At 63.4% G+C, this 23,875-nt stretch carries 22 protein-coding genes, 1 tRNA gene and 1 pseudogene; 12 read left to right on the forward strand and 12 right to left on the reverse strand.

Going from position 1 to position 23,875, the window contains the following annotated elements; genetic code table 11:
• Nucleotides 1-129: 129 nt before the first annotated feature.
• The 3 genes from V1292_RS12690 to V1292_RS12700 form a co-directional block, all read right to left on the reverse strand.
• A complete protein-coding gene (locus tag V1292_RS12690; protein WP_334372900.1) occupies nt 130-1,776 on the reverse strand; it encodes an ABC transporter permease in 1,647 nt (548 codons plus the stop codon).
• A 273-nt stretch (nt 1,777-2,049) separates the two neighbouring features.
• On the reverse strand, nt 2,050-3,075 hold the full coding sequence (locus V1292_RS12695; protein WP_334372901.1) for a Fe(3+) ABC transporter substrate-binding protein: 1,026 nt from the start codon (nt 3,073-3,075) through the stop codon (nt 2,050-2,052).
• Nucleotides 3,076-3,271: 196 nt separating this feature from the next.
• A complete protein-coding gene (locus V1292_RS12700; protein ID WP_334372902.1) occupies nt 3,272-4,231 on the reverse strand; it encodes a threonine/serine dehydratase in 960 nt (319 codons plus the stop codon).
• Between the two features lie 51 nt (nt 4,232-4,282).
• On the opposite strand from V1292_RS12700, the gene V1292_RS12705 reads away from it, so the two are divergent.
• Nucleotides 4,283-4,600, forward strand: a complete 318-nt coding sequence (locus V1292_RS12705; protein WP_213253309.1) for an ArsR/SmtB family transcription factor — start codon at nt 4,283-4,285, stop codon at nt 4,598-4,600.
• Nucleotides 4,601-4,605: 5 nt separating this feature from the next.
• Nucleotides 4,606-4,758: pseudogene (locus V1292_RS12710) on the forward strand (cyclic nucleotide-binding domain-containing protein); the annotation flags it as partial.
• A 20-nt stretch (nt 4,759-4,778) separates the two neighbouring features.
• Here V1292_RS12710 and V1292_RS12715 read toward each other — a convergent pair.
• Entirely contained in the window at nt 4,779-8,108 is a 3,330-nt protein-coding gene (locus V1292_RS12715) for an adenylate/guanylate cyclase domain-containing protein (RefSeq protein ID WP_334372903.1), read from the reverse strand.
• Between V1292_RS12715 and V1292_RS12720 the strand changes: the two genes are divergently transcribed.
• Nucleotides 8,108-8,413: a hypothetical protein gene (locus V1292_RS12720; RefSeq protein WP_334372905.1), complete on the forward strand. Its 306-nt coding sequence runs from the start codon at nt 8,108-8,110 to the stop codon at nt 8,411-8,413. The genes V1292_RS12715 and V1292_RS12720 overlap by 1 nt on opposite strands.
• Before the next feature lie 23 nt (nt 8,414-8,436).
• Here the strand turns inward: V1292_RS12720 and V1292_RS12725 are convergent, their stop codons facing one another.
• From V1292_RS12725 to V1292_RS12735, 3 genes are read right to left on the reverse strand one after another with little or no spacing between them, the layout of a single operon-like run.
• Nucleotides 8,437-9,936, reverse strand: a complete 1,500-nt coding sequence (locus V1292_RS12725) for a tripartite tricarboxylate transporter permease (RefSeq protein WP_334372907.1) — start codon at nt 9,934-9,936, stop codon at nt 8,437-8,439.
• Nucleotides 9,936-10,436, reverse strand: a complete 501-nt coding sequence (locus V1292_RS12730) for a tripartite tricarboxylate transporter TctB family protein (protein ID WP_334372909.1) — start codon at nt 10,434-10,436, stop codon at nt 9,936-9,938. The genes V1292_RS12725 and V1292_RS12730 overlap by 1 nt, the downstream gene beginning before the upstream one ends.
• On the reverse strand, nt 10,433-11,401 hold the full coding sequence (locus V1292_RS12735; protein ID WP_334372910.1) for a Bug family tripartite tricarboxylate transporter substrate binding protein: 969 nt from the start codon (nt 11,399-11,401) through the stop codon (nt 10,433-10,435). The genes V1292_RS12730 and V1292_RS12735 overlap by 4 nt, the downstream gene beginning before the upstream one ends.
• 347 nt (nt 11,402-11,748) lie before the next feature.
• Between V1292_RS12735 and V1292_RS12740 the strand changes: the two genes are divergently transcribed.
• Entirely contained in the window at nt 11,749-12,438 is a 690-nt protein-coding gene (locus V1292_RS12740; protein ID WP_334372911.1) for a glutathione S-transferase family protein, read from the forward strand.
• Nucleotides 12,439-12,593: 155 nt separating this feature from the next.
• On the opposite strand, the gene V1292_RS12745 is transcribed toward V1292_RS12740, so the two are convergent.
• Entirely contained in the window at nt 12,594-15,635 is a 3,042-nt protein-coding gene (locus tag V1292_RS12745; RefSeq protein WP_334377029.1) for a PAS domain-containing protein, read from the reverse strand.
• Nucleotides 15,636-15,931: 296 nt separating this feature from the next.
• Here V1292_RS12745 and V1292_RS12750 point away from each other — a divergent pair, with 296 nt between their 5' ends.
• From V1292_RS12750 to V1292_RS12775, 6 genes are all read left to right on the forward strand, one after another.
• A complete protein-coding gene (locus V1292_RS12750) occupies nt 15,932-16,315 on the forward strand; it encodes a phasin family protein (RefSeq protein ID WP_334372913.1) in 384 nt (127 codons plus the stop codon).
• A 260-nt stretch (nt 16,316-16,575) separates the two neighbouring features.
• Nucleotides 16,576-17,010 carry a phasin gene (locus V1292_RS12755; RefSeq protein WP_057847481.1) on the forward strand — a complete coding sequence of 145 codons (435 nt, stop codon included), beginning with the start codon at nt 16,576-16,578 and terminating at the stop codon, nt 17,008-17,010.
• Between the two features lie 231 nt (nt 17,011-17,241).
• Nucleotides 17,242-17,318 (forward strand) — tRNA-His (locus V1292_RS12760).
• A gap of 124 nt (nt 17,319-17,442) precedes the next feature.
• Complete coding sequence (locus V1292_RS12765; protein WP_334372915.1) at nt 17,443-17,844, forward strand: hypothetical protein; 402 nt, start codon at nt 17,443-17,445, stop codon at nt 17,842-17,844.
• A gap of 57 nt (nt 17,845-17,901) precedes the next feature.
• The gene (locus V1292_RS12770; protein ID WP_334372917.1) at nt 17,902-18,231 is read left to right on the forward strand and encodes a hypothetical protein; all 330 of its coding nucleotides are present in this window, start codon (nt 17,902-17,904) and stop codon (nt 18,229-18,231) included.
• Nucleotides 18,232-18,405: 174 nt separating this feature from the next.
• Nucleotides 18,406-19,086 (forward strand): ParA family protein, encoded by a 681-nt coding sequence (locus tag V1292_RS12775; protein WP_057847356.1) that lies wholly within the window; start codon nt 18,406-18,408, stop codon nt 19,084-19,086.
• 69 nt (nt 19,087-19,155) lie between these two features.
• Here the strand turns inward: V1292_RS12775 and V1292_RS12780 are convergent, their stop codons facing one another.
• Entirely contained in the window at nt 19,156-19,287 is a 132-nt protein-coding gene (locus tag V1292_RS12780; RefSeq protein WP_334372919.1) for a hypothetical protein, read from the reverse strand.
• Between the two features lie 232 nt (nt 19,288-19,519).
• Here V1292_RS12780 and V1292_RS12785 point away from each other — a divergent pair, with 232 nt between their 5' ends.
• Nucleotides 19,520-19,660 carry a hypothetical protein gene (locus V1292_RS12785; protein ID WP_334372921.1) on the forward strand — a complete coding sequence of 47 codons (141 nt, stop codon included), beginning with the start codon at nt 19,520-19,522 and terminating at the stop codon, nt 19,658-19,660.
• 49 nt (nt 19,661-19,709) lie between these two features.
• Here the strand turns inward: V1292_RS12785 and dapA are convergent, their stop codons facing one another.
• From dapA to trxB, 3 genes are all read right to left on the reverse strand, one after another.
• Entirely contained in the window at nt 19,710-20,642 is a 933-nt protein-coding gene (gene dapA / locus V1292_RS12790; protein ID WP_334372922.1) for a 4-hydroxy-tetrahydrodipicolinate synthase, read from the reverse strand.
• Nucleotides 20,643-21,137: 495 nt separating this feature from the next.
• The gene (locus V1292_RS12795) at nt 21,138-22,058 is read right to left on the reverse strand and encodes a LysR family transcriptional regulator (RefSeq protein ID WP_028350191.1); all 921 of its coding nucleotides are present in this window, start codon (nt 22,056-22,058) and stop codon (nt 21,138-21,140) included.
• A gap of 2 nt (nt 22,059-22,060) precedes the next feature.
• Complete coding sequence (gene trxB / locus V1292_RS12800) at nt 22,061-23,026, reverse strand: thioredoxin-disulfide reductase (RefSeq protein WP_334372923.1); 966 nt, start codon at nt 23,024-23,026, stop codon at nt 22,061-22,063.
• A 280-nt stretch (nt 23,027-23,306) separates the two neighbouring features.
• Between trxB and V1292_RS12805 the strand changes: the two genes are divergently transcribed.
• A complete protein-coding gene (locus tag V1292_RS12805; protein ID WP_213288791.1) occupies nt 23,307-23,786 on the forward strand; it encodes an Lrp/AsnC family transcriptional regulator in 480 nt (159 codons plus the stop codon).
• The last annotated feature ends 89 nt before the right edge of the window (nt 23,787-23,875 follow it).

Raw genomic sequence — 23,875 nt, forward strand, 5'->3', positions numbered from 1 at the left:
GCTTCGCGCTCCTCACCATGAGGAGCTTATGACGCAGTAGGGCAAAGGCGCTCTTCGCGCCGTGCCCACCATCGAACACTGTGCTCGTGATGGTGGGCACGCTGCGCTTTGCCCACCCTACACGTCCACTCACGCCGGCCCGGCCGGCACGTCCGAAAACCGCGTCAGCCACGCCACCGGGCCGATACTGGCGGCGACGATCAGGAGCGCGGCAAGCGCGCCGTCCTCGAAACTGCCGCGGCTGGCGTACTGGTAGATCGAGGTCGCCAGCGTTTCGACATTGAGCGGCCGCAACAGCAGCGTCGCAGGCAATTCTTTCAGGCAATCCACGAACACGACGATGACCGCGCCGAGCATGGCGGGGCGCAAGAGCGGCAGATGGATCAGCCGCATCGTCGTGGTCTGGCCGGCGCCGGCGGCGCGCGCGCTGTCGTCGTAGTCGTGCGGGATCCGCTCGAACCCTGCCTTGATGAATCCGGTCGGCACCGCCAGAAACCGGATCACATAGGCGATCACCACGGCAGCACCTGAGCCGACCACGATCAATCCCGGCAGCGATTGGCCAAGCCATCCGGCGAGCGCGTTCAGTGCATTGTCGATGGCGAGCACCGGCGCGAGCAGGCCGAGCGCCAGCACCAGCCCCGGCAGCGTGTAGCCGGTCTGCGCGATGTTCATTGCGACGAAGCGCAACCCATTCGGCCGCCAGCGCCACGCGAGAATGGTCGCAAAGCCGAGCAGAAGCGCGGTCAGCGTGGCAATGCTTGCGAAGGCGACCGAATTGAATGCATCGCGCCACAGCGCTACGTCGAAATTGGCAAAAAGCCCGCGCTTGAAACTCTGCTGCGCGAGATACAGGAGCGGCACGAGGAATCCCAGCACCACCGGCAGCAGGCACGCCGCGAATGCACATCCGCCCTTGATGCCGGTGAGTGGGGTCCGCGGCGTGAGCCGCGGGCTTTCGGCGGAAAATTCCGTCGTGACATTGCGGCGTCCATAACGTTCGACTGCGATCAGGCCGGCCACGATCGCCAGCATGAAGCAGGACAACTGCGCGGCGCCGGCGAGGCTGCCGCGGTTGAGCCAGGTCGTGAACACCGACACGGTGAGGGTACGGACACCCAGATATTCGCTGGCGCCGATGTCGTTCAGCGTCTCCAGCGATACCAGCGCGACGCCGACCGCGAGCGCCGGACGTGCCATCGGCAGCGAGATACGCCAGAAGGTGGTCCAGCGGCTGGCGCCGAGCGTCTTCGCGGCCTCGGCGAATTCCGCGCTCTGGTACTGGAACATCGTGCGCGCCGAAAGATAGACGTAGGGGTAAAGCACCAGCGCGATCACGACGACCGCGCCCGGCAGCGAGCGCAAATTCGGAAGCATGCGCACCGCGTCCTGCAGCGTAAGCCAGTGCGCGAGCGTCTTGTGGACCAGGCCCAGCGGCTCGAAAAGGTCGACATAGACGTAAGCCGCGAGGTAGGTCGGGATCGAGAGCGGCAGCGGCAGCAGCCATAGCAGCATTTTCCGGCCGCGGAATTCATGCAACGAAACTGTCCACGCCGTGCCGGTGCCGATCGCAAGCGACAAGATGGCGACGCCGCCGAGCAGGAACGCGGTGTCGAAGATGGTCGCCGGTAGCACGTAGTCAATCAGGTGCTGCCAGACGTCAGGCGCCGGCTGCAGCGCGAGCGCAATGATCGAGATGACGGGAGCTGCAACGAGGATGGCGGTCGCAACCGCAATCGCTGCCGCGATGCGGCCCGAGCGCGTGACGGGACTCACGTCCGCACACGTCGGCAAGGTAAGCCGAGGTTTATCCGCTTGCGCAGGTGGGCTCCCTCCCCCCCGCAACCGGGGTTTACCCCGGTTGCGCATTTTGATTTTGCGCAAGTCGGGCAGGCCGGACTTGCGCCGGGGGAGGGCGGGGGAGAGGGGTAAGCCACGAGCACTGCCGTTGCCGCCACCCCTCTCCCTAACCCTCCCCCGCAAAGGGGGAGGGGACGCAGTTGTGTGCGCGGCGCGATCACGGGTTTAATGCTTCGCCCTCACCGCCGTTCAATTATCGAATCCGACCTTGTCCACCAGCGTCGAGGCCGCCTTGCGGTTGGTGGCGATCTTGGCGATCGGCAGCGGGTCGGCATTGAGCTTGCCGTAGCCTGCAATCGTCGGATTGACGGCGACGCCGGCGCGAACCGGATACTCGTAGTTTGAATCGGCGTAGATCTTTTGCGCCTTTTCACCGACCAGCCATTCGATCAGCTTGACGCCGTTGGGCTTGTTGGGCGCCTGCTTGGCCAACAGCACGCCGGAGAGGTTGACGTGGGTGCCGCCGCCTTCGAAGGTCGGCAGCACCACTTTCGTTGCTTCCGCCCACGGCTTCTTCTCGGGATCGTTGTTCATCATCAGCGCCCAATAGTAGGTATTGGCGACGCCGATGTCGCATTTGCCGGCCGCGATATCGCGCGCGACTTCGCGGTCGCCGCCCGAGGGTTTTTGCGCCAGATTGGCTTTCAGGCCCTTCAGCCACTCCTCGGCCTTGGCTTCGCCGTACTTGGCCACATAGGCCGCGAACAGGCCGTTGTTGTAGATGTGCTGGCCGGAGCGGATGCAGACCTTGCCCTTCCACTTGGGATCGGCGAGTTCTTCATAGGTGATCTTGTCCTGCTTGACGCGGTCCTTCGAGGCGTAGATCACCCGCGCGCGCATGGAAATGCCGGCCCAGTGGCCGTCGGGGTCGCGATATTGCGCCGGCACGGTTTCGTCGATCACCACCGACTTGATCGGCTGGGTGACGCCGGCCTGCACGGCGTCGTCGAGGCGGCCGATGTCGACCGTCAGCAGCACGTCGGCGGGGCTGTTGGCGCCTTCCGCCTTCATGCGCTGCTCGAGACCAGAGCTTGCGGAAACGATATTGACCTTGATGCCGGTGTCCTTGGTGAAGGCATCGAACAGGGGCTGGATCAGCTTGGTTTCGCGGTAGGTGTAGACGTTGACCTCGCCGTCGGCGAACGCCGTCGAGGCTCCGAACGCGGTAAAACAAAGCAACGCTGCGGTTGCGGCGGTAGCGCGAATATTGATCATGGGGCTGCCCGACAAAGCTGATGAAGATGCCCGTCTCAGTAGCGCAGCGGCCACGGTGCCGTCAGCGACCGGATGTCGCGAACGGCTCGATTTAGAAGGATTCCACGCTATAATTTAGAGCGATTCCAAACATGGCGAGCCGTCACACCATGCGACTCCTGAAGCACGGCGGGGACGCAGATGGCTGGGGCACAACCTATCGGCTACGCATAGCGAGGTCGAAATCGACAGCAGCGGTGTTGCCGCCGCTGATGACGACTGCAATGCGTTCGCCGGCGGCGGGCTTGTAGGCGCCCGACAGGATCGCGGAGAACGCTGCTGCGCCGCCCGGCTCTGCAACGATGCGCAAGGCGCGCCAAAGCGTCGCCTGTGCGTCGGCGATCGCGGCGTCGGAAACCAGTACGGTTTGTCGCGCATATTTCTGGACGATCGGGAAGACCTGTTCGCCGACGCGCCGCGGCGCAAGCGAATCCGCAGCCAACCCGCCGGCCTCGGCATCGATCGGATGGCCGGCTTCAAGGGCCCTGGTCAACGTGGGCGATGCAAGCGGCTCGACGCCGACCACCTTGATGCGGCCGGCATACCAGGCCGCGATCCCGGCGATCAGCCCGCCGCCGCCCACCGCTACGAGCAGGGTGTCGATGTCAGGTGCCTGCTCCGAGAGCTCAAGGCCGATCGTTCCCTGTCCCGTGATGGTTTCCCTCTGGTCGAAGGCCGGCACCGGCAGTGCGCCGGTTTGCTGCGCCCATATCTCGCTCGCCGCGAGCGCATCGGCATAGCGGTCGCCTTCAATCGCGAGGTCGGCGCCGTAGTCGCGGATGCGTTGCACCTTCGCAGCCGACGAGACGCTCGGAACGAAAATCTTGGCCGGCTTGCCCAGCTTCATCGCGGCATAGGCGACCGCCGCGCCATGGTTGCCGCCCGACGCCGCGACCACGCCGGCTTGCGGCACATCGCGGGTCAATAGATTGGCAAAAGCGCCGCGCGCCTTGAACGAGCCGGAGTGCTGCAGAAGCTCGAGCTTGAGCGTCAGCGTACGGCCGGGAAGCCCGAACTCGGCGCCATCGACCTCGACGACCGGCGTCCGCCGGATAAAGGGCCGAATGAGCCGCTCGCATTGTGCGATCGTTTCCGAGGTTACTACCGGCGCGTCCATAAGGCACTCCCCACTCATTGACAAGAATTAGTCATTTAGCTAATTAGCAATATGCCTTCTTTGCAAGACGACGTCGAGTCTGCTTTTCGCGCGCTCGCCAACGATCGGCGGCTGTTGATCCTGGAGTGGCTGAAACGCCCCCGGGCGCATTTTCGCGAGCAGGTCGACGGCGATCTCGTCAAGGACGGCGTGTGCGGGGTGCTGATTGCCGAAAAGCTCGGCGTCAGCCAACCCACCGTGAGCGAGCACCTGAAAATACTGTCGCAAGCAGGACTGGTGAGCGCCAAGCGCGTCAAGCAGTGGACGTTCTACAAGCGCGATGAAGCACGCATCGCAAAGCTGAAAGCGGCCATGCTCGCGAGGATCTGAAGTTCGTCGCGAACACCTACCTGGCCGACCTGATGCAGCAATATGCCGGTCAGGGTAACCATCTCTCGATGGTCGGCGAACTCCTGCAGAGCATGATCAACCTGCCGCCGACAGAGGTTTCGCCAGGCTCGGATCGGCAATCCGACTCCAGACTCTAGCTGCTTTGGCAGAAGCATCGCTAGCGGCTTTTCCTGAGCAGTTTCTTCGCTTGTTCGATTTCGGGGAGGCCATGCCCCGTTTCAAAATCGACGAGCGCTCGCGCGACTACCTCGGATCCGGCCGCTTCCCGGCCGTTGTTGATGCAAAGACGCGCAAGTCCAATTGCGCTGCGCAATTCGAAAGCTTTCGTCTGCTGGCTTCGGGCTATCTCAAGCGCCCGGTTAAAGGCGCCTTCGGCCCCGCAGAGGTTCGTCGGGTCGCGACCCAACAAAAGCTCACCCTGAACACGATGCAGTTCGGCATCGAGCCAATGCTGACCGGACTGTTCCGTCACGGCGATCAACTCGCGCAGTATCTCCAACCCAGTGTCCGTTTGCCCCGCCGCTGCATTCGCCTCGGCAATCTGCATTCCCCAAAACGGTTCGCAAAGGTAACAGTCATTCTCATGCAGCAAGGTCCAGCCTCGACGCATTTCCGCAAGCCCGGCCTCTCGGTCGCCGGCGCGCCACTTTGCAAGGCCAGTGAGGTATGTGCCCGCGGCTACATACAACGGCATCGTATGGTCGCGAGCGAGGGCGAGCGCAAGGATTGTCTCTGTTTGCTGTAACGGCCCGCCGCACAGTCCGTCGAAAACCGCCTTATGGACGAGCGCATTGGCTTGGGAGAGCGCTCGCTTTTCTCCCGAGGAACGCACTGCTTCCGCGGCGAGCTGGCGGGCGCGATCAATCCGTCCGATCGGCCAAAGCACCAGAGCAAGAAATCTCATAATGACGAACGGCAGGTCCAGCGTTGAGGCCCTGAAGGTCTCAAGATTCGGTTCAGCACCATAGGCCGCAAGCGCCTGCTCAAGATGCGTTCTCGCGTTCATATAGTCGCCGCCGAACCAGCAGGTCGCCCCGTTTGTCCAATGCGCGACGACTGCGGCCACGGGGGAGTCCGGATGTCTATTGGCGGCGTTCATGGTTGCATCCGCCAACTCCCACATCGGCGCGATCTCGCCATGCGTCAGACAGGCATTGAACAGTCCCGAATAGATCGGCGCCAGCTCAACCGGATCATTGATATCAGCCGCGAATTGCCGGGCGCGCGTCCATGCGGCGACGGTTTGCGGGGCGCTGTGCCCAAGGTTGCCTCGCAGCGCGCGGCTGTAGATGATTTGAAGATGAAGCCGGCTCATGGTTCTGCCCGGGTCATCCGGCAGCCCGTCGGCAATCGCAACCGCCTTGCCGAGATGCGCGATTGCCTCGGTATAGGCGGAGCGCTTGAGCGCCTGCTGGCCTGCCTTGAGCCACCAATCGAGCGCAACCCCGTCGAGTCCCGCTTCGGTGAAGTGATAGGCCACGACTTCGGGCTCGGTCTCGGCGATGGCCGGAAACTGATCGCGCAGCACATCGCCAATATGTTTGTGCAGCAGTTGCCGGCGGCTCTTGAGCAGGCTCTCATAAGCCGCTTCCTGGACCAGCGCGTGCTTGAAGCTGTAGCTCGCTTCCGGCGGCGTCCCGCGGCGCAATAGCAGTTCGGCCTCTTCCAGTTGCCTCAGCGCGGTGTTCAGCGTCAGATCATCGCGCCCCGCCACACACCGCAGCAATGTGTATGAGAAGCCGCGGCCAATGGCGGCGCCTATCTGTGCCACTTCCTTGACCGGCGCCAGTCGGTCAAGGCGCGCCATCAGCGAGTCTTGCAGCGTCGCGGGAATGGCGAGTGGCGGTAGCGGACGATCAAGGCGATAGCGCCCGGCATCTTCCACCAGCAGTCCGGACTCCAGTATTGTCTTGGTCAGTTCCTCGATAAACAGCGGGATGCCATCCGTCCTGTCGATGATCTGCGTCATCATTTCGCCTGGCAGATGTCGACCGACGGTCACCTGCTCGATCAGAGTGCGCGCGTCCTGCCTGTCAAGTCGGTCGAGCCGCAGCAGGCTGACATTGGCGAGACCCGCCCAAGGCGGCTCGAACTCGGGCCGGAAAGTCATGAGCGCGAGGATCGGCAAGCCCCTGATCCGGTCGACCGCGAGATCGAACAGCTCAAGTGTCGTGGCGTCGGCCCAATGCATATCCTCGCAGACGATCAGCACAGGTTGCTGCCGGGCCAAACCCTCAAGCTGATCGAGCAGAGCGGCGAACGTCTGTCGCCGCTGCTGCACCGGATTCAGGCCGAGCGGCGGATAGCGCTCGCCCGTTGCGATCGAAAGAAGAGCTGCGATCAGCGACGCCGCGTTGGCCACCTGCTGCGTTCCAAGTGCAAGCATTGCCTCAAGCTTGTCGAGCTTTTGCTCGGGCGTGTCCTGTGACCTGATACCGGCGCCGCGCTCGAGTTGAGCGACAAAGGGATGAAGCGCACTGTTGATGTGGTAAGGCGAGCACTGATACCGCACCCGGCAGTGTGCCCCCAACACAGGGTTCTCGCAGAGCATTGCGACCAGGCGCGATTTGCCGATCCCGGCCTCGCCGGAAATCAACACCACCTGACCTTGACCCTGCCACGCCAGCTGCTGGCGCGAGAGCGCGAATTCGATTTCTGCCTTACGGCCGACAAAGCCCAGCGAGCGCGCCATGCGCACCGCCTCGAAGCGGCTCTCCGACGCCGCCCCACCTTCGACCGCCCAGACCGCGATGGGTTCGGAGATGCCCTTGACTTGGCGCAGGCCGAGGTTACGGAAAGTGAACAAATCTCCAAGCAGCTCGCGCGTCGAAGCAGCAACGATAACCGCGCCCGGCTCAGCCAGGCCCTGGAGCCGGGCGGCGATGTTCGGCGTATCGCCGACCATCGCCCGCTGCTCCGACGCGCCTCCGCTGATGAGGTCGCCCACCACGACAAGCCCGGTCGCGATCGCGATCCGCACCTCAACCTGTTCCGCGCGCGTTTCGAGCGGCCTTATCGCGGCGATCATGTCGAGCCCGGCTCGCACGGCGCGCTCGGCGTCGTCCTCGTGCGCGCGGGGGTAACCAAAATAGGCGAGTACTCCGTCGCCGACAAACCTGGCGATGCTGCCGTCGTAGGTGGCAATAACTCTTGCGCAGGCAGTCCGATAGGCGCGGATCACCTCCCACATGTCCTCTGGATCAAGGCGAGCAGACAGCTCAGTCGAGCCGACCAGATCGCAGAACATCACGGTGAGGTGGCGTCGCTCGGCATCATGCTGCCGAGCCTGCTCGTCGGCCAATTCGACTTGCTTGAGTTCGGCGATCGCGCGCAGCATCTTGCGGCGATGGCCGAGCAGGACTCCGAGTCTATCGAAGTCCTGATCCGTTAGCTCGGGAAGGACACCGAGATCGATTCCGTTCTCGGCAAAACGCAACGCGTATTGTCCAAGCCCAAGCTTCTCGAGCCAGTCTGCAATCTGCTGCATTGGCTCCACCGAACGGTTGGCTGGCGGCTGGCCGGATTTTGGACCACTGCTATAAAAATGCCATTCAATATTTTTCGGGATGCGGTATTGGGCTGCGGGCCCATCAAAAAATCACGCGCAGCAACCAGGCTGATATGATCGACGACGCCGGCAAATTGAACGGGGAGCCCGCGACAGAAATTCGCGCAGCATCTGCTTTTCGAAACAACACGACAACTCGTTTGCAGCGCATATTGATCAAATCCAAATATGCCCGGGAAAACAGGCGATCCGCAGTCGGATGCATTCAGGCAGACTGGATTTGAGCAAGAATTGTGCCGGTCGCGGACTAGTCTTCGCTCGCCCTGAACCGGCCGAGCCCCTTCAGCACGAACGGCGCTACTAGCGCAATCAGCGCAATGCCGAGCAGCGTCGCCGACATCGGACTCTGCAGCAGCACGATGGGATCGCCGAGGCTGATCGCGAGCGCGCGGCGCAACTGGCTTTCTGCGATTGGACCCAGGATGAGACCGACGACGACGGGTGCGATCGGGAAGTCGAACCGGCGCATCAGAAAGCCCAACACGCCGAAGGCTGCCAGCATCGACAGCTCGACCACTGAAGGTTTTGCGGCGATGGTGCCCATGGTCGCGAACACGAGAATGCCGGCGTACAGCCACGGCTGCGGGATCGCGAGCAGTCGCACCCATAGCCCGACCAGCGGCAGGTTGAGTACCAGCAGCATCACATTGGCGATGAAGAGGCTCGCAATCAGGCCCCATACCAGATCGGGCCGCTCGGCGAACAGCAGCGGTCCCGGGTTCAGGCCGTATTGCTGAAAGCCGGCCAGCATCATCGCAGCCGTCGCCGAGGTCGGAAGCCCCAGCGTCAGCAACGGCACAAGGGTGCCGGCGGCGGAGGCGTTGTTGGCGGCTTCCGGCCCCGCGACGCCTTCGATCGCGCCCTTGCCGAATTCCTCCGGGTGTTTCGATAGCCGCCTCTCGGTCGAGTAGGACAGGAATGTCGGAATTTCCGCGCCACCCGCGGGAAGCGCGCCGATCGGAAAGCCGAACATCGTCCCGCGCAGCCACGGCTTCCACGACCGCATCCAGTCCTGCTTCGTCATCCACAGCGAGCCGCGCACCGGCTCGATCTTTTCCTCGGCGTGATGGCGGCGCGATGCGACGTAGAGCGCTTCGCCGACGGCGAACAGGCCGACGGCCAGCGTCGTGACCTCGACGCCATCGAGTAGTTCGGGCATGCCGAAAGCGAGTCGCGCCTGGCCGGTGAGCTTGTCGATGCCGATCAGCCCGAGCGTCAGCCCGATGAATAGGCTGGTCAGCCCGCGGATCGGCGAATCGCCGAAGGTCGCGGACACCGTGACGAAGGCCACGCACATCAGCGCGAAATAATCTTCAGGCCCGAAGCGCACGGCAAAATCCACCAGCCACGGTGCGAGAAAAGCCAGGCCGATGGTGGCAATGGTGGCCGCGACGAACGAGCCGATCGCCGACGTCGCCAGCGCCGGACCGCCGCGGCCGGCCTTGGCCATCTTGTTGCCTTCGAGCGCGGTCGCCATCGACGCACTCTCGCCGGGCGTGTTGATCAGGATGGCGGTGGTCGATCCGCCATACATGCCGCCGTAATAGATGCCGGCGAACATGATCAGCGAGCCGCCGGGATCGAGCTTGTAGGTGACCGGCAACAGTAACGCGACGGTGAGCGCCGGCCCGATGCCGGGCAGCACGCCCACGGCAGTGCCGAGGAACACGCCGATCAGCGCATAAAGCAGGTTCATCGGCTGGACGGCGACGGCCATGCCATGCGCGAGCGCAGCGAAGGTTTCCATTACAGCAGTCTTTCCAGAGGGCCGGCAGGCAGGCTCAACGTCAGCAGCCGATCGAAGGCGAGATAGATCAGCGTGGTCATTACGAGCGCGATGACGAGGTCGGCGAGGAGTGCGCGCCGCCCGAACGCCGCCGAGGTGGTGACGAACAGCGCCGATGTCGCCAGGATGAAGCCGCCGCCGAGTCCGATGATGGCGATCAGCAGCGCAAGCCCGCCGAGGATCAGCAGCACGGGCTTGGGATCGGCACTCTCGCGCGGCGGCAGGTTGCCGCGCAGCGTGTCGATCAGGTTGGCAATCGCGAGAATGCCGAGCCCGACTGCTACGACGACCGGCATTGCCTCCGGCCCCATGCCGTACATCGATGTGGATGACAGACGGCTAGCGTCCCATACCAGCACCGCAGCCAGCACCGCGAGCGCCGCGGCGATGACCAGACCGGCGGGATCGATGCGCCGCGAGGCCGGCAGCTGCGGAAGATCGCTGGAAGCGCTGTCCGTCATGATTTGACGAGGCCGACCGACTTCAGCACGTCGGTGACGCGCGTCGTTTCCTTCTTCAGGAAGTCGGCGAACGCATCGCCGGAAAGATAGGCGTCATCCCAGCCCTTCTGCTTGAGGATGTCCTTCCAGGCATCGGACTTGACCATCTTCTCAACCGCTTCGCTCAACGTCTTGCGCTGTTCTGCCGTGAGGCCGGGAGGCGCAACCACCGAACGCCAATTGGCGAGCACGAGGTCGATCCCTTGTTCCTTGAACGTCGGAATATCGATCCCGGCGATACGCTTCTCCGAGGTCACGCCGAGTGCGCGCAATTTGCCTGATTTGATCTGTCCTTCGTATTCGCTCAGGCCCGAAATGCCTGCCGTGACTTTGCCGCCAAGAATGGCCGCCAGCGACTCGCCGCCGCCGGAGAACGGAATGTAGTTGATCTTCTTGGCGTCGGCGCCGATCGTTCCCGCAAACAACGCCGCCATCACGTGGTCGACGCCGCCGGCCGAGCCGCCGGCAAAGGTCACCTTGGCGATATCGGCCTTCACGGCAGCAGCCAGATCCTGCGCCGTCTTGAGCGGCGAATTCGCCGGCACCACGATCACCTGGATCTCCTCGGTGAGGCGCGCAATCGGCGTCACCTGTTCGAGCGTCACCGGCGACTTGTTCATGGCGAGCGCGCCGACCATGACGAAGCCGTTCACCATCATCTGGTTGCCGTCGCCCTTGGCGCCGTTGACGAACTGCGCGATGCCGATGCTGCCGCCGGCGCCGGCCACGTTGGTAACCTGGACGCTGCGGGCGATCTTGGCGGCGACCAAAACCTGCTGCATCGCGCGGGCGGTCTGATCCCACCCGCCGCCGGGAGCTGCCGGCGCCATGATCTTGAGCTCGAGCTGCTGCGAGAGGGCAGGCGCTGTGGCTGCAAGCGTCAACGCGACGACCGCGCCGAACAGGCGCGTATGAAACGGCATCATGGGATTTCCTCCAGGCTCACGCGGAACCGCTGTGTGTCAATTCGTCGCATATCAACCGGAAACGCCGCCGCTGTCCAGAAGGACCTTCGCGTGGGCGGACCGGATCTCAAAGATTTCGCTAGAGCTTTGACGCTCGTGCGTTTTTGGCCTTCGGCACTTGCTGGACCGAAAGTGAAACGCCAATTGCTCGGCACACGTCCGACAGGCACCGTGCTTTGTATTGCCTTGGCCTGGCTATGGCGCCTGAACAAGACGCGATGACGAAGGCGGCCACGGCCTCGGGGTCGAACGCGCCGCTGATGATTGAGGGGAAATTGATGCCCGAGAACGTTCAATCCGATCGAGAAATGAATCGAAGCAGCGACCGCAAAATGCGGCTGTTCTCCGGTCCCCTGAGCATGTTCGGCGCCAAGGTTCAGATCGCGGCGCACGAGAAGAACATCGATTTCGACCTGGTCATGGTCCCCTTCACCATGAAGGAGGGGTACGCGCCAAAGCATCCGGAAGTCCTGCGCATCAATCCGAAGCGCCAGGTCCCGGTGCTGATCGACGGTGATCTCGAGATTTTCGATTCCACCCAGATCTTCGAGTATCTCGAAGACATCAAGCCGAGCTCTGCGCTGTGGCCCGCTGCTCCTGCCGCGCGAGCCTGGGCTCGCCGGCTGGAGCATGAATCGGACGAGGTCTATTTCCCGCATATCATCAAGTTGATGCCGCTCTGGAATAGGCCAGGCGATCCCGCCGGGACGCCCGCGCGCGAGGCCGCCGCTGCCTATTATCGAACCATGGAGCGTGTCCTTGGCGACCGCGAGTTTCTCGCCGGCGAATATTCCTTTGCCGATATCGCGTTCTATATGGCGCAGCTCTTCGGTGCCCGCATGGGTGCCGACATGACCGGCGAAACGCCGAGACTTCTGCAATGGCGGCAGCGCATGACGACGAGACCGGCCGTCATCAAGGTCGTTCGACCGATGGCCGACTATTTGCGCAGCGATGGCCGTAGCGTTCCAGCGTTTCTGTCGCCAATAGCGACGTGATCAACGCTGCGGGGTGCGGACGCCTGTAACCCCTCATGGTGAGGAGCGCGAAGCGCGTCTCGAACCATGAGGCCCCGTCTGTGGCCTACATCCTTCGAGACGCCCGCTCTGCGGGCTCCTCAGGATGAGGGGTTGAGCAGCTATGAGCAGTAAGATTAAGCCCGCACCACCGCGGGCGGAAACACGATCTCGATCAGCGTGCCGGAGCGGCCGCCGGTCTTGATCTGGAATTTGGCGCGGTTGGCTTCGACGAGCGCCTTGGTGAGCGACAGGCTGACGGCCGCGGTCTCGGACTGATCTGACGGCGCCCGCGTGCGGAACGGCTCGAGGGCTGCGGCAACCTCGTTGTCGTTGAGGCCGTTGCCGGTGTCGCGGACCCGCAGCATCACCTCGCCGAAATCGGACAGCGCGGTCGAGACGATGACCTGGCCGCCGGCATTGGCGAGATGGATCGAATTGCCGATCAGGTTCAGCGTGATCTGGCGCAACGCCTGCGCGTCTGCGACCACAGGCGGCAGCGTGTGCGCGAGCGAAGTGCGGATGATGATGCGCTCGCGATTGGCCTGCGGCTGCATAACCGCCACGCAGCTCTCGACCAGCTCGTTGAGATTCTGGTTGGTGAAGGCGAGATCGAGCTTGCCGGTTTCGATCCGAGAGAGATCAAGCAGGTCGTTGACGATGGCGATCACGTGTTCGCCGGCGGCGCGGATGTCCTTCATGTATTCGCGGTAACGCTCGTTGCCGAGCGCGCCGAAACGCTCCCCGATCATCACTTCGGCAAAGCCGATGATGGCGTTCAGCGGCGTCCGCAGCTCATGGCTGATCCGGGCCAGCACGTCGGCTTTGGCGTTGGCGGCGCGTTCCGCCAGCCGCCGCGCCTCGCGCAACTCGCTCTCGGTCTTCTTGGCCTGCGAGAGATCGCGGAACACCGCGAAGAAATTCGGGCCGTCCGGGCGGGTACGGCCGATGGTCATCGACAGCGGAATGATGCCGCCCTTGCTTTCGCGGCCGAGCACCTCGCGGCCGTGATCGAGCAGGCTTTCGACGCCGGAAGCCTTGATGCCGGCGAGATATTCGAACACGCCGTGCTGGCTTTCCGGCGCAAAGAGGTCGGCGAGATTGCGTTGCACCAGTTCGTCGCCGTCATGGCCGAACAGCGCTTCGGCGCTGCGGTTGGCTGCATGGATGTTGCCCTCGGCATCGAACATCAGGAGGCCTTCGGCTGTGGTGTCGAGGATGGCGGCGAGTTCTTCGGCATTGGCATGGCCGACATCGGACGGTTCGGGAATGTCCAGCTCCGCTACCGGCTCGGCTTGCGAGATGGCAGCCGCGATCGCCGCGCCCTCATGGCGCGTGGTCGAGAAGATCAGGGCCAGCGCCGAATCGCCGTCCCATGAAATCGTGTGGAGGCGGGCCTCGGCCGCCGATGACGGCGCATCTGCATCAGGCCCGCTTGCGGAAATCGTCACCGGCCTGCCGGTGTCCGACGTCGAGGACGCATTGGACGTGCCGGGTTCGACATAGAGCGCGTCGAGGCCGCCGGCATCTTCCAGCGCATGCAGGCTGGCATAGCCCATCTGCGTCAGGAAGGCGGGGTTGGCATATAGCAGGCGGTCGAGCCGGTAGATCAGGATGCCGACGGGTAGGAGATCGAGCAGCGCCTTGTCGCGCACAGCTTCGCCATGCGCGGGCGGTTCGGATGGCGCCAGCCATTCCGGCGGCCCGCCGGCTGGTTCGCGCGCGAACGATGCGACGGTTGGTTCAAATATCGTTTCACCGGTGACGTTCGGCACCGCCTCGTTGCCATTCTCGGTGTCGAGCCGCGCCGACAATTGCCGCGCGAGTTCGTCGAAGGCGCTGTTCTCGACCGGCGTCAGCGATAGCGGCTTCGCCTCGCCGGGGGCGCGGAATGGCACGACGTTGGGAGCGTCTGTGGGCAATTCCGTCACGGTGTCCTTCAAGGCTTCGTTGGCGCTTTCCTTGACGCTTTGCTCGACGCTTTCCTTGACGCTTTCCTTGGGAGGTTCCACGGGCGTTTCCAAATCGTTTTGATGTGAAGTCTCGGCAGCAATCGGTTCGGGCAAATCGTCGAGCAAAGGCGGTGCAACGCCTGTCGGGTTGAGAAATTCCGGGGCGGGCGGTTCTTGCGGCGTTGCCATCTCGCCGGACAATTCCGCCAGGCGCAGGGCGGCGAGCCGGGCGAGGGCGTCGAAGTCGCGGCAGACGCCAAAGCCGCGATAGCCGATGAAATTCCGCTGCCCATCGAAGATCGGCAAGCCGGACAGTTCAACCGGTAGCGTGCCGCCGCCATCGACCGGCCAGTTCAGCACGATGCCGCTCCACGTCGCGCATGTGGCGAACGCCTTCATCACCCGCCCGTCGGGATCGAGCGCAAAGTTCTCGGCGATCTCGCGCCATGGCCGCCCGAAGCCGGCCGTGGTGCGCGGACCGATCAGGCCGGTGAATTCGTCGGTGCCGAGCGTGAAGCGGCCTTCCCGATCCATCTGCCAAGTGAAGCGCAGCGGCAGGCGGCGGGTCGGCTGGCCGGCGAGTGCTTCGAGCGCCGGGAATGGCGTGCGTGGAGCGCGCTCAGTCGCGGCCGGCTCCTCCGCGGCGGCGGGCTCGGCAAACGCATCGAACAATGCAAACTCGGCGGGCGCTTCGCCCGATTGCGCCGGCTGTTCGTAGTCGGGAGCCGGCTGCGGCGCGACCGGTTGCTGCTCCATGACCGGCGCGCTCGGCTGCGGGGCTGGCGTTGACGCAGTGGCCTCGGGCTGCATCTCGTTCTCGGGCTGCTCATGCGCCCGCGCCGGCCGCGCCGCGATCAGCGCGATGTCGCCGGCGGCGATCAGGACACCGTGGCTGCCATTGGGAAAGTCGAACCGCGAACAGCCGCAGGTCGCAAGCATGCCGGGCGCCGCGCCAAATCCCTGTAACCGCTCCAGGCGGACGGCGCCATTGGCGAGCAGCCGTACTGCAAGCCGCGCGATCTGCCGCCGGTGCCGGTCGGCCGGTCCGAAGGTCTTCTCAGTAAGGGCTGCGGCGCTGGCGGCGCCGAACAGGCGGGCGCCGGCCGGATTGGCCCACAGGATCCGCCTGCCGTCGGCCGTCCACAGCCATGCGGGCAGGCGGCTCGCCGCATAGGCCGCCAATCGCGGATCGCTCTGCGCCCGCCACTGAAATTCCGCGTCCTTCATCGCAACTACATGACCGTCCGGCGTCACGATCGGCACCAAAATGCCGATAACGTTAAGGGATCGTTACTATCGCAAGCCGGCGGCGGCAGGTCCACGGCCCGGCGGTCCGGCAGTGGTTTAAGCGGCGGATAACCTTAACCCGGCTGAACTCTTTGGCCGCCGGCCGCGTTGGGTGGGTTGCGGCCGTCAGGGGCCACCATCAGGAACCTCTCTGGCGCCGCATCCGTTCCGGCCGCGACCCTTACGACCTCTGGCGGCAACCGGACGCAATCCCTGCCCGTGCAAAGGAGCGCACCATGAGCGACGATGTGCGAGACCGTTTCGAGATACCCAAGGAAATGCGATCGATGGCGGAAGCGAGCCTGGAGCAGGCCCGCAAGACGTTTGAGAAATTCGTCGCCGCCGCGCAGACCACCGCCGATACCATCGAGGAGCGCAATGCCACGGTGCGCGAGGGCGCCAAGGATGTCAGGCAGAAGGCTGTCGCCTATGCCGAGAAGAACGTGCAGGGCTCGCTCGATTACGCGCAGTCACTCCTGAAGGCCAAGGATCTGGCCGAGATAACGCGGCTGCACAGCGAATATGTGCAGGGGCAAATGCGTGTGCTGGCGGAGCAGGCCAGCGAAATGAGCCAGATCGTCGGCAAGGCCGCCATGGACGCGGCGAAGCCGAAAGCCTGACTCGCCCAGCAGCGGGCAGTATTGCAACTACGAAATGGACCGGCTGGAATGCGCATCCGGTGCGGGTTCCCCATGTGGCGTCGCACCAGAAATTGCAGTGCGTTGCACAAATTTGACACGATATGGGTGCTTATTGGGCGAGCCCGTGGATGGGCAAACTTCCGTGAGTGCGTGTGTACGTGATCCCTTTCGGCGTTCCGGTCATCCGCCCGGCATCCGCCAGGGAACATCGATTAACCCCATTGTGAAGGATGCAAGCCGTGACCAGCTCCACCGATCCCTTCTCCGCCGCCATCATTCCCTTCGAAGTTCCCGAGCAGATGCGCGCACTCGCCGAAAAGGGCGTTTCGCAGGCCCGCGACAGCTACGCCAAGTTCAAGGATGCCGCCGAAACCCATAACGGCACCATCGAGGCCGTGTTCACCACGGCCAGCAAGGGCGCCGGCGAGTACAACGCCAAGCTGATCGAGTTCTTCAAGGCCAACACCTCGTCCTCGCTCGATTTCGCGCAGGAGCTGCTCGGCGTGAAGACGCCGGCGGCGGCGCTCGAGCTGTGGACTGCGCACGCCAAGAAGCAGTACGAGACCTTCACCGCGCAGGCCAAGGAGCTTGCCGAGCTTGGCCAGAAGGTTGCGACCGAGACCGTCGAGCCGATCAAGGCCTCCGCCTCGAAGTACTACAAGCCCGCCGCCTGATCGGGCCCGGCATTGCCAACGAAAAGCCCGGGCGAAGCGGCCCGGGCTTTTTGCTGTCCCAAGAGACTTTTTTTCCGGGCCTCGCTGGACTCCGGCGCGGCCGGCACATGAACGCAACACGCGCCCGAAACGACTATATAATTGGACGCTTCCCGGCCTTGCCAAAGGCCGGCGTTGCACCTAGTTTCCGGCCCATTCGCGACCCCTCTTTTGGGGCCCCGCGCGAGGGATGCAGTTGTAGCTCAGTTGGTTAGAGCGCCTGTCTGTGGAACAGGAGGTCGGTGGTTCGAGCCCACCCAACTGTACCAGCACTCCCCTGAACTGCCGCTCGCCTGCCGCGACACTTGTGCTGTGGCGCGTTGCCCAGCCGTGCTTGCCAAGCCCCACCCGTTCACCCACAATTCCGGGAATCATTGCGGCCTGGGGGAATTCATGGCGATCTTTCGGATCGAAAATTTTCAGCTCGGATTGTTGCTTGCCGCCGCACTCGCGGTTTCGATCTCGCCCGCCGCCAGTCAGACCTACACACCCGAACAGGAGCAGGCCTGCACCGGCGACGCATTTCGCCTCTGCAGTTCGGATATCCCTGACATCAGCCGCGTCACCGCCTGCATGGTGCGCAACAAGTCGCAGCTCTCGCCGGCTTGCCGGGCGCACTTCCGTCCCGAGTCCGATGAAATCACGGCCCGGCCCGTGGGCCGGCCGACCATCATCCGGCCGGCAGCCCCGCGCAAGGCCGTGAGCGCCAAGCCGCGCAAACACCAAAAAGCCGGCGAAACCGGCGACTTGACGGCGCATTACGCCATTTTAAGGTTTCCTCGCGCGGCAGACTGACGCCTTGTTTGCGGCGTCTGCAATGAACATCTCCTTTGGGCAAGAGGAGAGGGTTCATTGATTGATCACAGTAAAGAGCTCGACCGGCATTTTGCCTGGTTCGAGAGGAAGCTGCCGCCGGGGCCGGCGAAGTTCGTCGGCTGGGTGCGCAAGCCGTCGTCGATCTACGTCCGAGTACCGCTCGCCATACTGCTGGTCGTCGGCGGCTTTCTCAGCTTCCTGCCGGTGCTCGGGCTCTGGATGCTGCCGCTCGGACTCCTTTTGTTCGCGCAGGACATCCCGCCGCTGCAGAAGCCGTTGGCGCTGGGGCTTGGATGGATCGAGCGCAAATGGCTCGAACGCCAGCGCGCAAAGCTCGAACGCGACCGCGCAAAAAGCGCGCAATAAGCCAAGTACGCGTCTTTCCGATTCCTTCTCGCGTCACCGGGGTTGCACGGTGTGACTCAAAAACCAGCCTTATTGGCAATTAAGTGGCTTCATCGCGGCGGGTGATAAATTTTTCTTTCACGAATCACCGCGCTGATTCATTTTCGGCTTCTGGGGTCAACTGGAGGCCAAGGTATGAACGTAATTGTTTTTGCATCACGTAAAGGGGGCTCGGGAAAAAGTACCCTGGCTGCTCACCTCGCTGCCCATGTTCATAAGGCAACGAAGCCCATCCTGCTTGTCGATGCCGATCCGCAGGGCTCGCTTACGCTCTGGCACAAATTGCGCGGCACCAACGAGCCGCCGATCAAGCCCGCGGTAAATTCCGTCAGCGGCATCGTCGCTGCCGCCAAGCGCGACGGCATCGAATGGGTGTTCATCGACACGCCGCCGAATTTGTCGGCCGTCGTCGACGATGCGATCCGCAACGCCACCATGGTGATCATTCCGGCGCGGCCCGGCGTGTTCGACGTCAACGCGGTGCAGGAAACCATTCAGACCTGTCGTTCGGCGCGCAAGCCCTACGCGGTCGTGATCAACGGTGCGCCTGCCGAACGCGACGGCGCCGAGAGCCGCATCGTCAGCATCGCGCGTGAAGCGCTGGCGAAATTCCGCGCGCCGGTGTGGAGCGGCCAGATCACCAACCGCGCCGATCTGATCATGGCGCTGAGCCAGGGCGAAGGCGCCCGCGAATATTACGCGGAAGGCCGGGCGGCTGCGGAAATCAGCAGGCTGTGGGGCGCGATCGAGCGTTCGATCAAGGCGATCCGCGGAACGGCGTCGGCATCGGGCGCAATGCACAAGCAGGCGGCGTAACAACGCCGCTTTCGATCTGCCGGACTGATAAAGAACGCGCGGGCTCCGCGCGTTTTTCTTTTGGTGTCCTTACGCCACCATCAGCACGTAGAACACGACGACCGGCGACAGCGTCAGGATCACCGACCAGATGCCGACGGCCCACAGAATGTCCTCGGTTGAAAAGCCCTGTTCAGAAATGCTGTTGTTCTCGAAATGCACGACGCGCCCCCGCGTTTTTCTGTTGTATGGGGATGTTGATACGCGAACGGTTTTAAAAACCCGCTTGCGATTTCGCTTGCATTTGACCGCACCTGCTACCGCCGATTAACCACCGCCACATCTGGTTAACTTTCCCTGATCGCACGGCGTCAAAGTCGATCGAAGCCTCGTCCGTAACATTAGAATTTTATGCGTATTGATCTCCCGTTCAGAAAAACGACGGGGGAAAGCGATGAGCACTCACGACAAGAAATTTCCGATTGCCGAGTACGCCCAGAGCATGCACGACGTTCTTCTGGTGTCGTCATTCGCCGCCTGGGCGATGCTGCTCGGCTTCGCGCCCGTGATGGCCTATCGCCTGCTGGTCAGCTAATTCCATTTCTCCCTCTCGCTGTTGAGACGAGAGGGAGCCGACGCCAGCCTTAAGCGCGCCGCAAAAGCTGTGGCCTGCGCCGCTCGATCTCCTCGTCGAGCAACGCCGCCAACTCTGCGCTTATCTCCACCATCGGCAGGCGAACCTCGGCGCTGTCGATCAGTCCGTTGCGCGCCAGCCAGTATTTTGCGGGCGCCGGGCTCGGCTCGGCAAACAACAGCCGGGTCAGCCGGGACAGCTCCTTCCAGAACACGCGCGCGCCGTCGCGGTCGCCCTGCGCGAGCAGCGTCCGCAGCGATGCGAAGGCCTCGGTCTCCAGATGCGCCGACAACAGGATTGCGCCATCGGCGCCGTCGGCGAGCGCGTCGTGATACTCCGCGTCTTCGCCGGTCAGCACGCGAAAGCCTGCTGGCCGTCTCGCCAGAAAGTCAATCGACTGCGCGCGGTCGGCGCCGCAATCCTTCATGCCGACGATGTTCGGATGCAAGGCAAGCTGCAGCAGCGTCTCATTGGTGAGGCTGACGCCTGTCCGGTAGGGAATGTTGTAGAGCACGATCGGCCATGAGGCGTGATCGGCGAGCGCGGTGAAGTGCTGCACGAGGCCGCGCTGCGACGGCCGGATGTAATAGGGGCTCGCAATCAGATAGCCGTCGACCGGCCAGGTCGCGGTCTCATCCAGCGCATCGAGCATCTTCGCGGTGGAGGCGCCGGACAGGCCGAGCAGGATCGGCAAGTGGCGCCGGCTGGCGGAGAGCTCGCTCTGCGTCAGCGTCACCAGCCGCTCGAGTTCGCCTGCGCGGAGCGACATGCCTTCGCCCGACGTCGCCGCGAGAACGAAGCCGTCGACGGGGCCAGCCGCATAGTGTCGGACGAGCCGGCGCAGCGACGCCTCGTCGAGTTCGCCGTCGCGAAATGGCGTGATCAGCGGCAGCCACAGGCCTTGCAGGCGGCTTGCCAGGTCGTTGGTCGAATGGGCAGTCATCGTTCCATCTCCTTGGGGGTAAGCGCCGGAGACGGGACCAACAAAAAAACCCCGTCCAGACGGCGGGGTTCGGGATCGTCGGTTCGCGACAGACTAGCGCGCGCGTCGATCTCGGGTCCCCGGATGGGGACCTTTTTTCGACGACAGTGCTGCGCACGAACTCGTGATCATGTGCCGGATGATGGAGGCCGAGAACCTCAATGTCAATCTGTGCGGGAACATGACGCGGACGTGAAAAAAAGCCGGGCTCGAACGAGCCCGGCTTGAGGTATTGGCCACGTGAGGCCGACACAATCACCTTCCAAGAGGGATTACTGAACCGCCGCGTCACTGGAGGAGGGGGACATATGCGCAACGCGACCGCTCAGCGTTTAAGCACTATGATCCTCATCAGTGCCTTGCAGCAACCGTCCAAGCCGCATGTCAGTCATGCGGAGAGCGGGGCCTCTATAAAATAGGCTAATCCGGAAAGCGGGAGACCGAGCGCCACCGTTTCTAGGAGGGCCAGCGCTGCGCCTTGCTCACCACGAAGTCGCGGAATACCTGCACGCGTGCGACCGTCTTCAGTTCCTCGGGGTAAACGAAATACGTATCCACCGCGATCGAATCGGTTTCGCCGAACAACTGCACCAGGCGGTTGTTCTCCTCGACCAGATAGTCGGGCAGGGCGGCGATGCCGAGCCCCTGCTGGCAGGCGCGAACGAGCCCTAAGATGTTGTTCACCTTGAAGTAGGCTTCGCGCGGACCCGAGCCGTTGCGGCCGGCGTCGATCAGCCAGCTCCGGTTCTGCAGATGCGGCGGCACCTGCGCATCGCCGAGCATGATGATGCGGTGCGAGTCGAGGTCGTCCAGCGTCCGCGGCGTGCCGAAGCGCTTGATGTATTCCGGCGAGCAATAGGCATGGAAGCCGATCGAGAACAGCTTGCGCTGGATCAGGTCGGGCTGGGTCGGCTTGCGGGTCCGGATCGCGACGTCGGCCTCGCGCATCGACAGATCGAGATCCTCGTCGGTGACGATCAGCGAGATGCGGATATCCGGATAAAGCGCGGTGAACTCGTCGAGCCGCGGGATCAGCCAATTGATGCCGAGCGCGGGCGGCGTCGTGATCTTGAGGTCACCGCTCGGCCGCTCGCGGCTGTCGGTCAGTTTTGCGCGCGCCGCCTGCAACTGCATGAAGACGTCATGCGCCGTGCGGAACAAAAGATCGCCCTGCTCGGTGAGGATGAGCCCGCGCGCGTGGCGGTGGAACAGCGACACCGCAAGCTCCTGCTCCAGCGCGCTGACCTGCCGCGATACCGCGGATTGCGAGAGTCCCAATTGCTCGCCGGCATGGGTAAAGCTTCCCGCTTCCGCCGCCGCGTGAAACACCTTCAGCTTGTCCCAGTCCATGTCAAATCCGTCTCGTGTTCTAGGCATGACTATTCAGCCGCCGCGCGATCGCTCGCGCGCAAAGCAAGGAAGCGTTCGGCCTCAAGGGCCGCCATGCAGCCAAGGCCCGCGGCCGTGACCGCCTGGCGGTAGGTTTCGTCCGCCACATCGCCGGCGGCGAACAGGCCGGGTATCGAGGTCGCGGTCGAGTTCGGCGCCACCTCGACATAGCCTGATGGCTTCAGCTTGATCTGGCCTTTGACGAGGTCGGTTGCCGGCGCATGCCCGATCGCGATGAAGACGCCGTCGGCCGCAACCTTCGTGAGGGCGCCGGTCTTGACGTTCTTCAGGCGCACATGGGTGACCTTGGTCGGGTTCTCGGCGCCGCAGATCTCGTCGATCGCCGAGTCCCACACCACCTTGATCTTCGGATTCTTGAACAGGCGATCCTGCAGGATGCGCTCGGCGCGGAAATGATCGCGGCGATGCACGATCGTGACGGTCGATGCAAAGTTGGTCAGGAACAGCGCTTCCTCGACCGCGGTATTGCCGCCGCCGACCACGATCACTTCCTTGCCGCGATAGAAGAAGCCATCGCAGGTCGCGCAGGCCGAGACGCCAAAGCCCTTGAACTTTTCTTCCGAGGGAATGCCGAGCCAGCGCGCTTGCGCGCCGGTGGCGAGGACCACGGTTTCCGCCAGATAGACGTCGCCGCTATCGCAGGTCAGGCGGAACGGCCGCTGCGCCAGTTCGAGCTTGTTGACGAAATCGGTGACGATTTTGGTGCCGACATGGGCTGCCTGCTTCTCCATCTGCTCCATCAGCCAGGGGCCCTGGATGACGTCGGCAAAGCCCGGATAGTTTTCCACGTCGGTGGTGATGGTGAGTTGTCCGCCGGGCTGGATGCCCTGGATCAGCACCGGCTCCAGCATCGCGCGCGCCGCGTAGATCGCCGCGGTGTAGCCGGCGGGGCCGGAACCGATAATGACGACCTTGGCATGAATAGGCGCAGGCATCGGCGGATCCCTCTCTTATTCGGGGGTTTGTTTTTGACTTGAGTAGAAAGCGCCCGGAAGGACGTCGCGGGGCGCCGAAAGTGTCAAATCCAAGTCTAAGATATCTGGGTAGCTATGCAAGAATTGCAATTCATCCCAGCGAATTTTCCCCGGAACTGAAGTAACAATCGCGAAATACAGCGTCGCACGCGCAATAAAATTGCGCAAGACGCGCGGCGTGCGCTAAGAGAGTTGCCAGTAAGGCCAGCTCACGCGGCCAGAATTAGGGAACCCGACGCGCGTGTCGAAGAATCTTGACGAAATCGACCTTCGAATTCTTGCCGAAATCCAGGCCGACGGCCGAATCACCAACGTGGAACTGGCCAAGCGCGTCGGTATCTCGCCGCCGCCCTGCCTGCGCCGGGTCCGCACCTTGGAGGAAGAAGGCTACATCCAGGGCTATCGGGGCTTGTTGGATCCGCGTCGGCTGGGCTTCGACGTCACCGTGTTTGCTTCGGTCCATTTGTCCAGCCAGGCGGATGCGGATTTGCGCGCGTTCGAGGATTTCGTCCGCGCCGAGCCCCTGGTGAGGGAATGCTGGATGCTGTCGGGCGAGGTCGATTTCATCCTCAAATGCGTCGCGCCCGACATGGCGACGTTTCAGGATTTCGTCACGCACCTGACGGCCGCGCCGCATGTGCGCAACGTCAGGACGTCGCTGGTGCTGCACAATTCGAAATATGAAGCGGCGGTGCCGCTCGATGTGAAGGTGACGGGCTAACCGTCATTCCGGGGCGCGCAAAGCGCGAACTCAGGTGCGCAATTGCGCACCCGAGAATCTCGAGATTCCCCGATGCGCAATTGCGCATC

Source organism: Bradyrhizobium sp. AZCC 1719 (genome assembly GCF_036924525.1).
Taxonomy (GTDB): domain Bacteria; phylum Pseudomonadota; class Alphaproteobacteria; order Rhizobiales; family Xanthobacteraceae; genus Bradyrhizobium.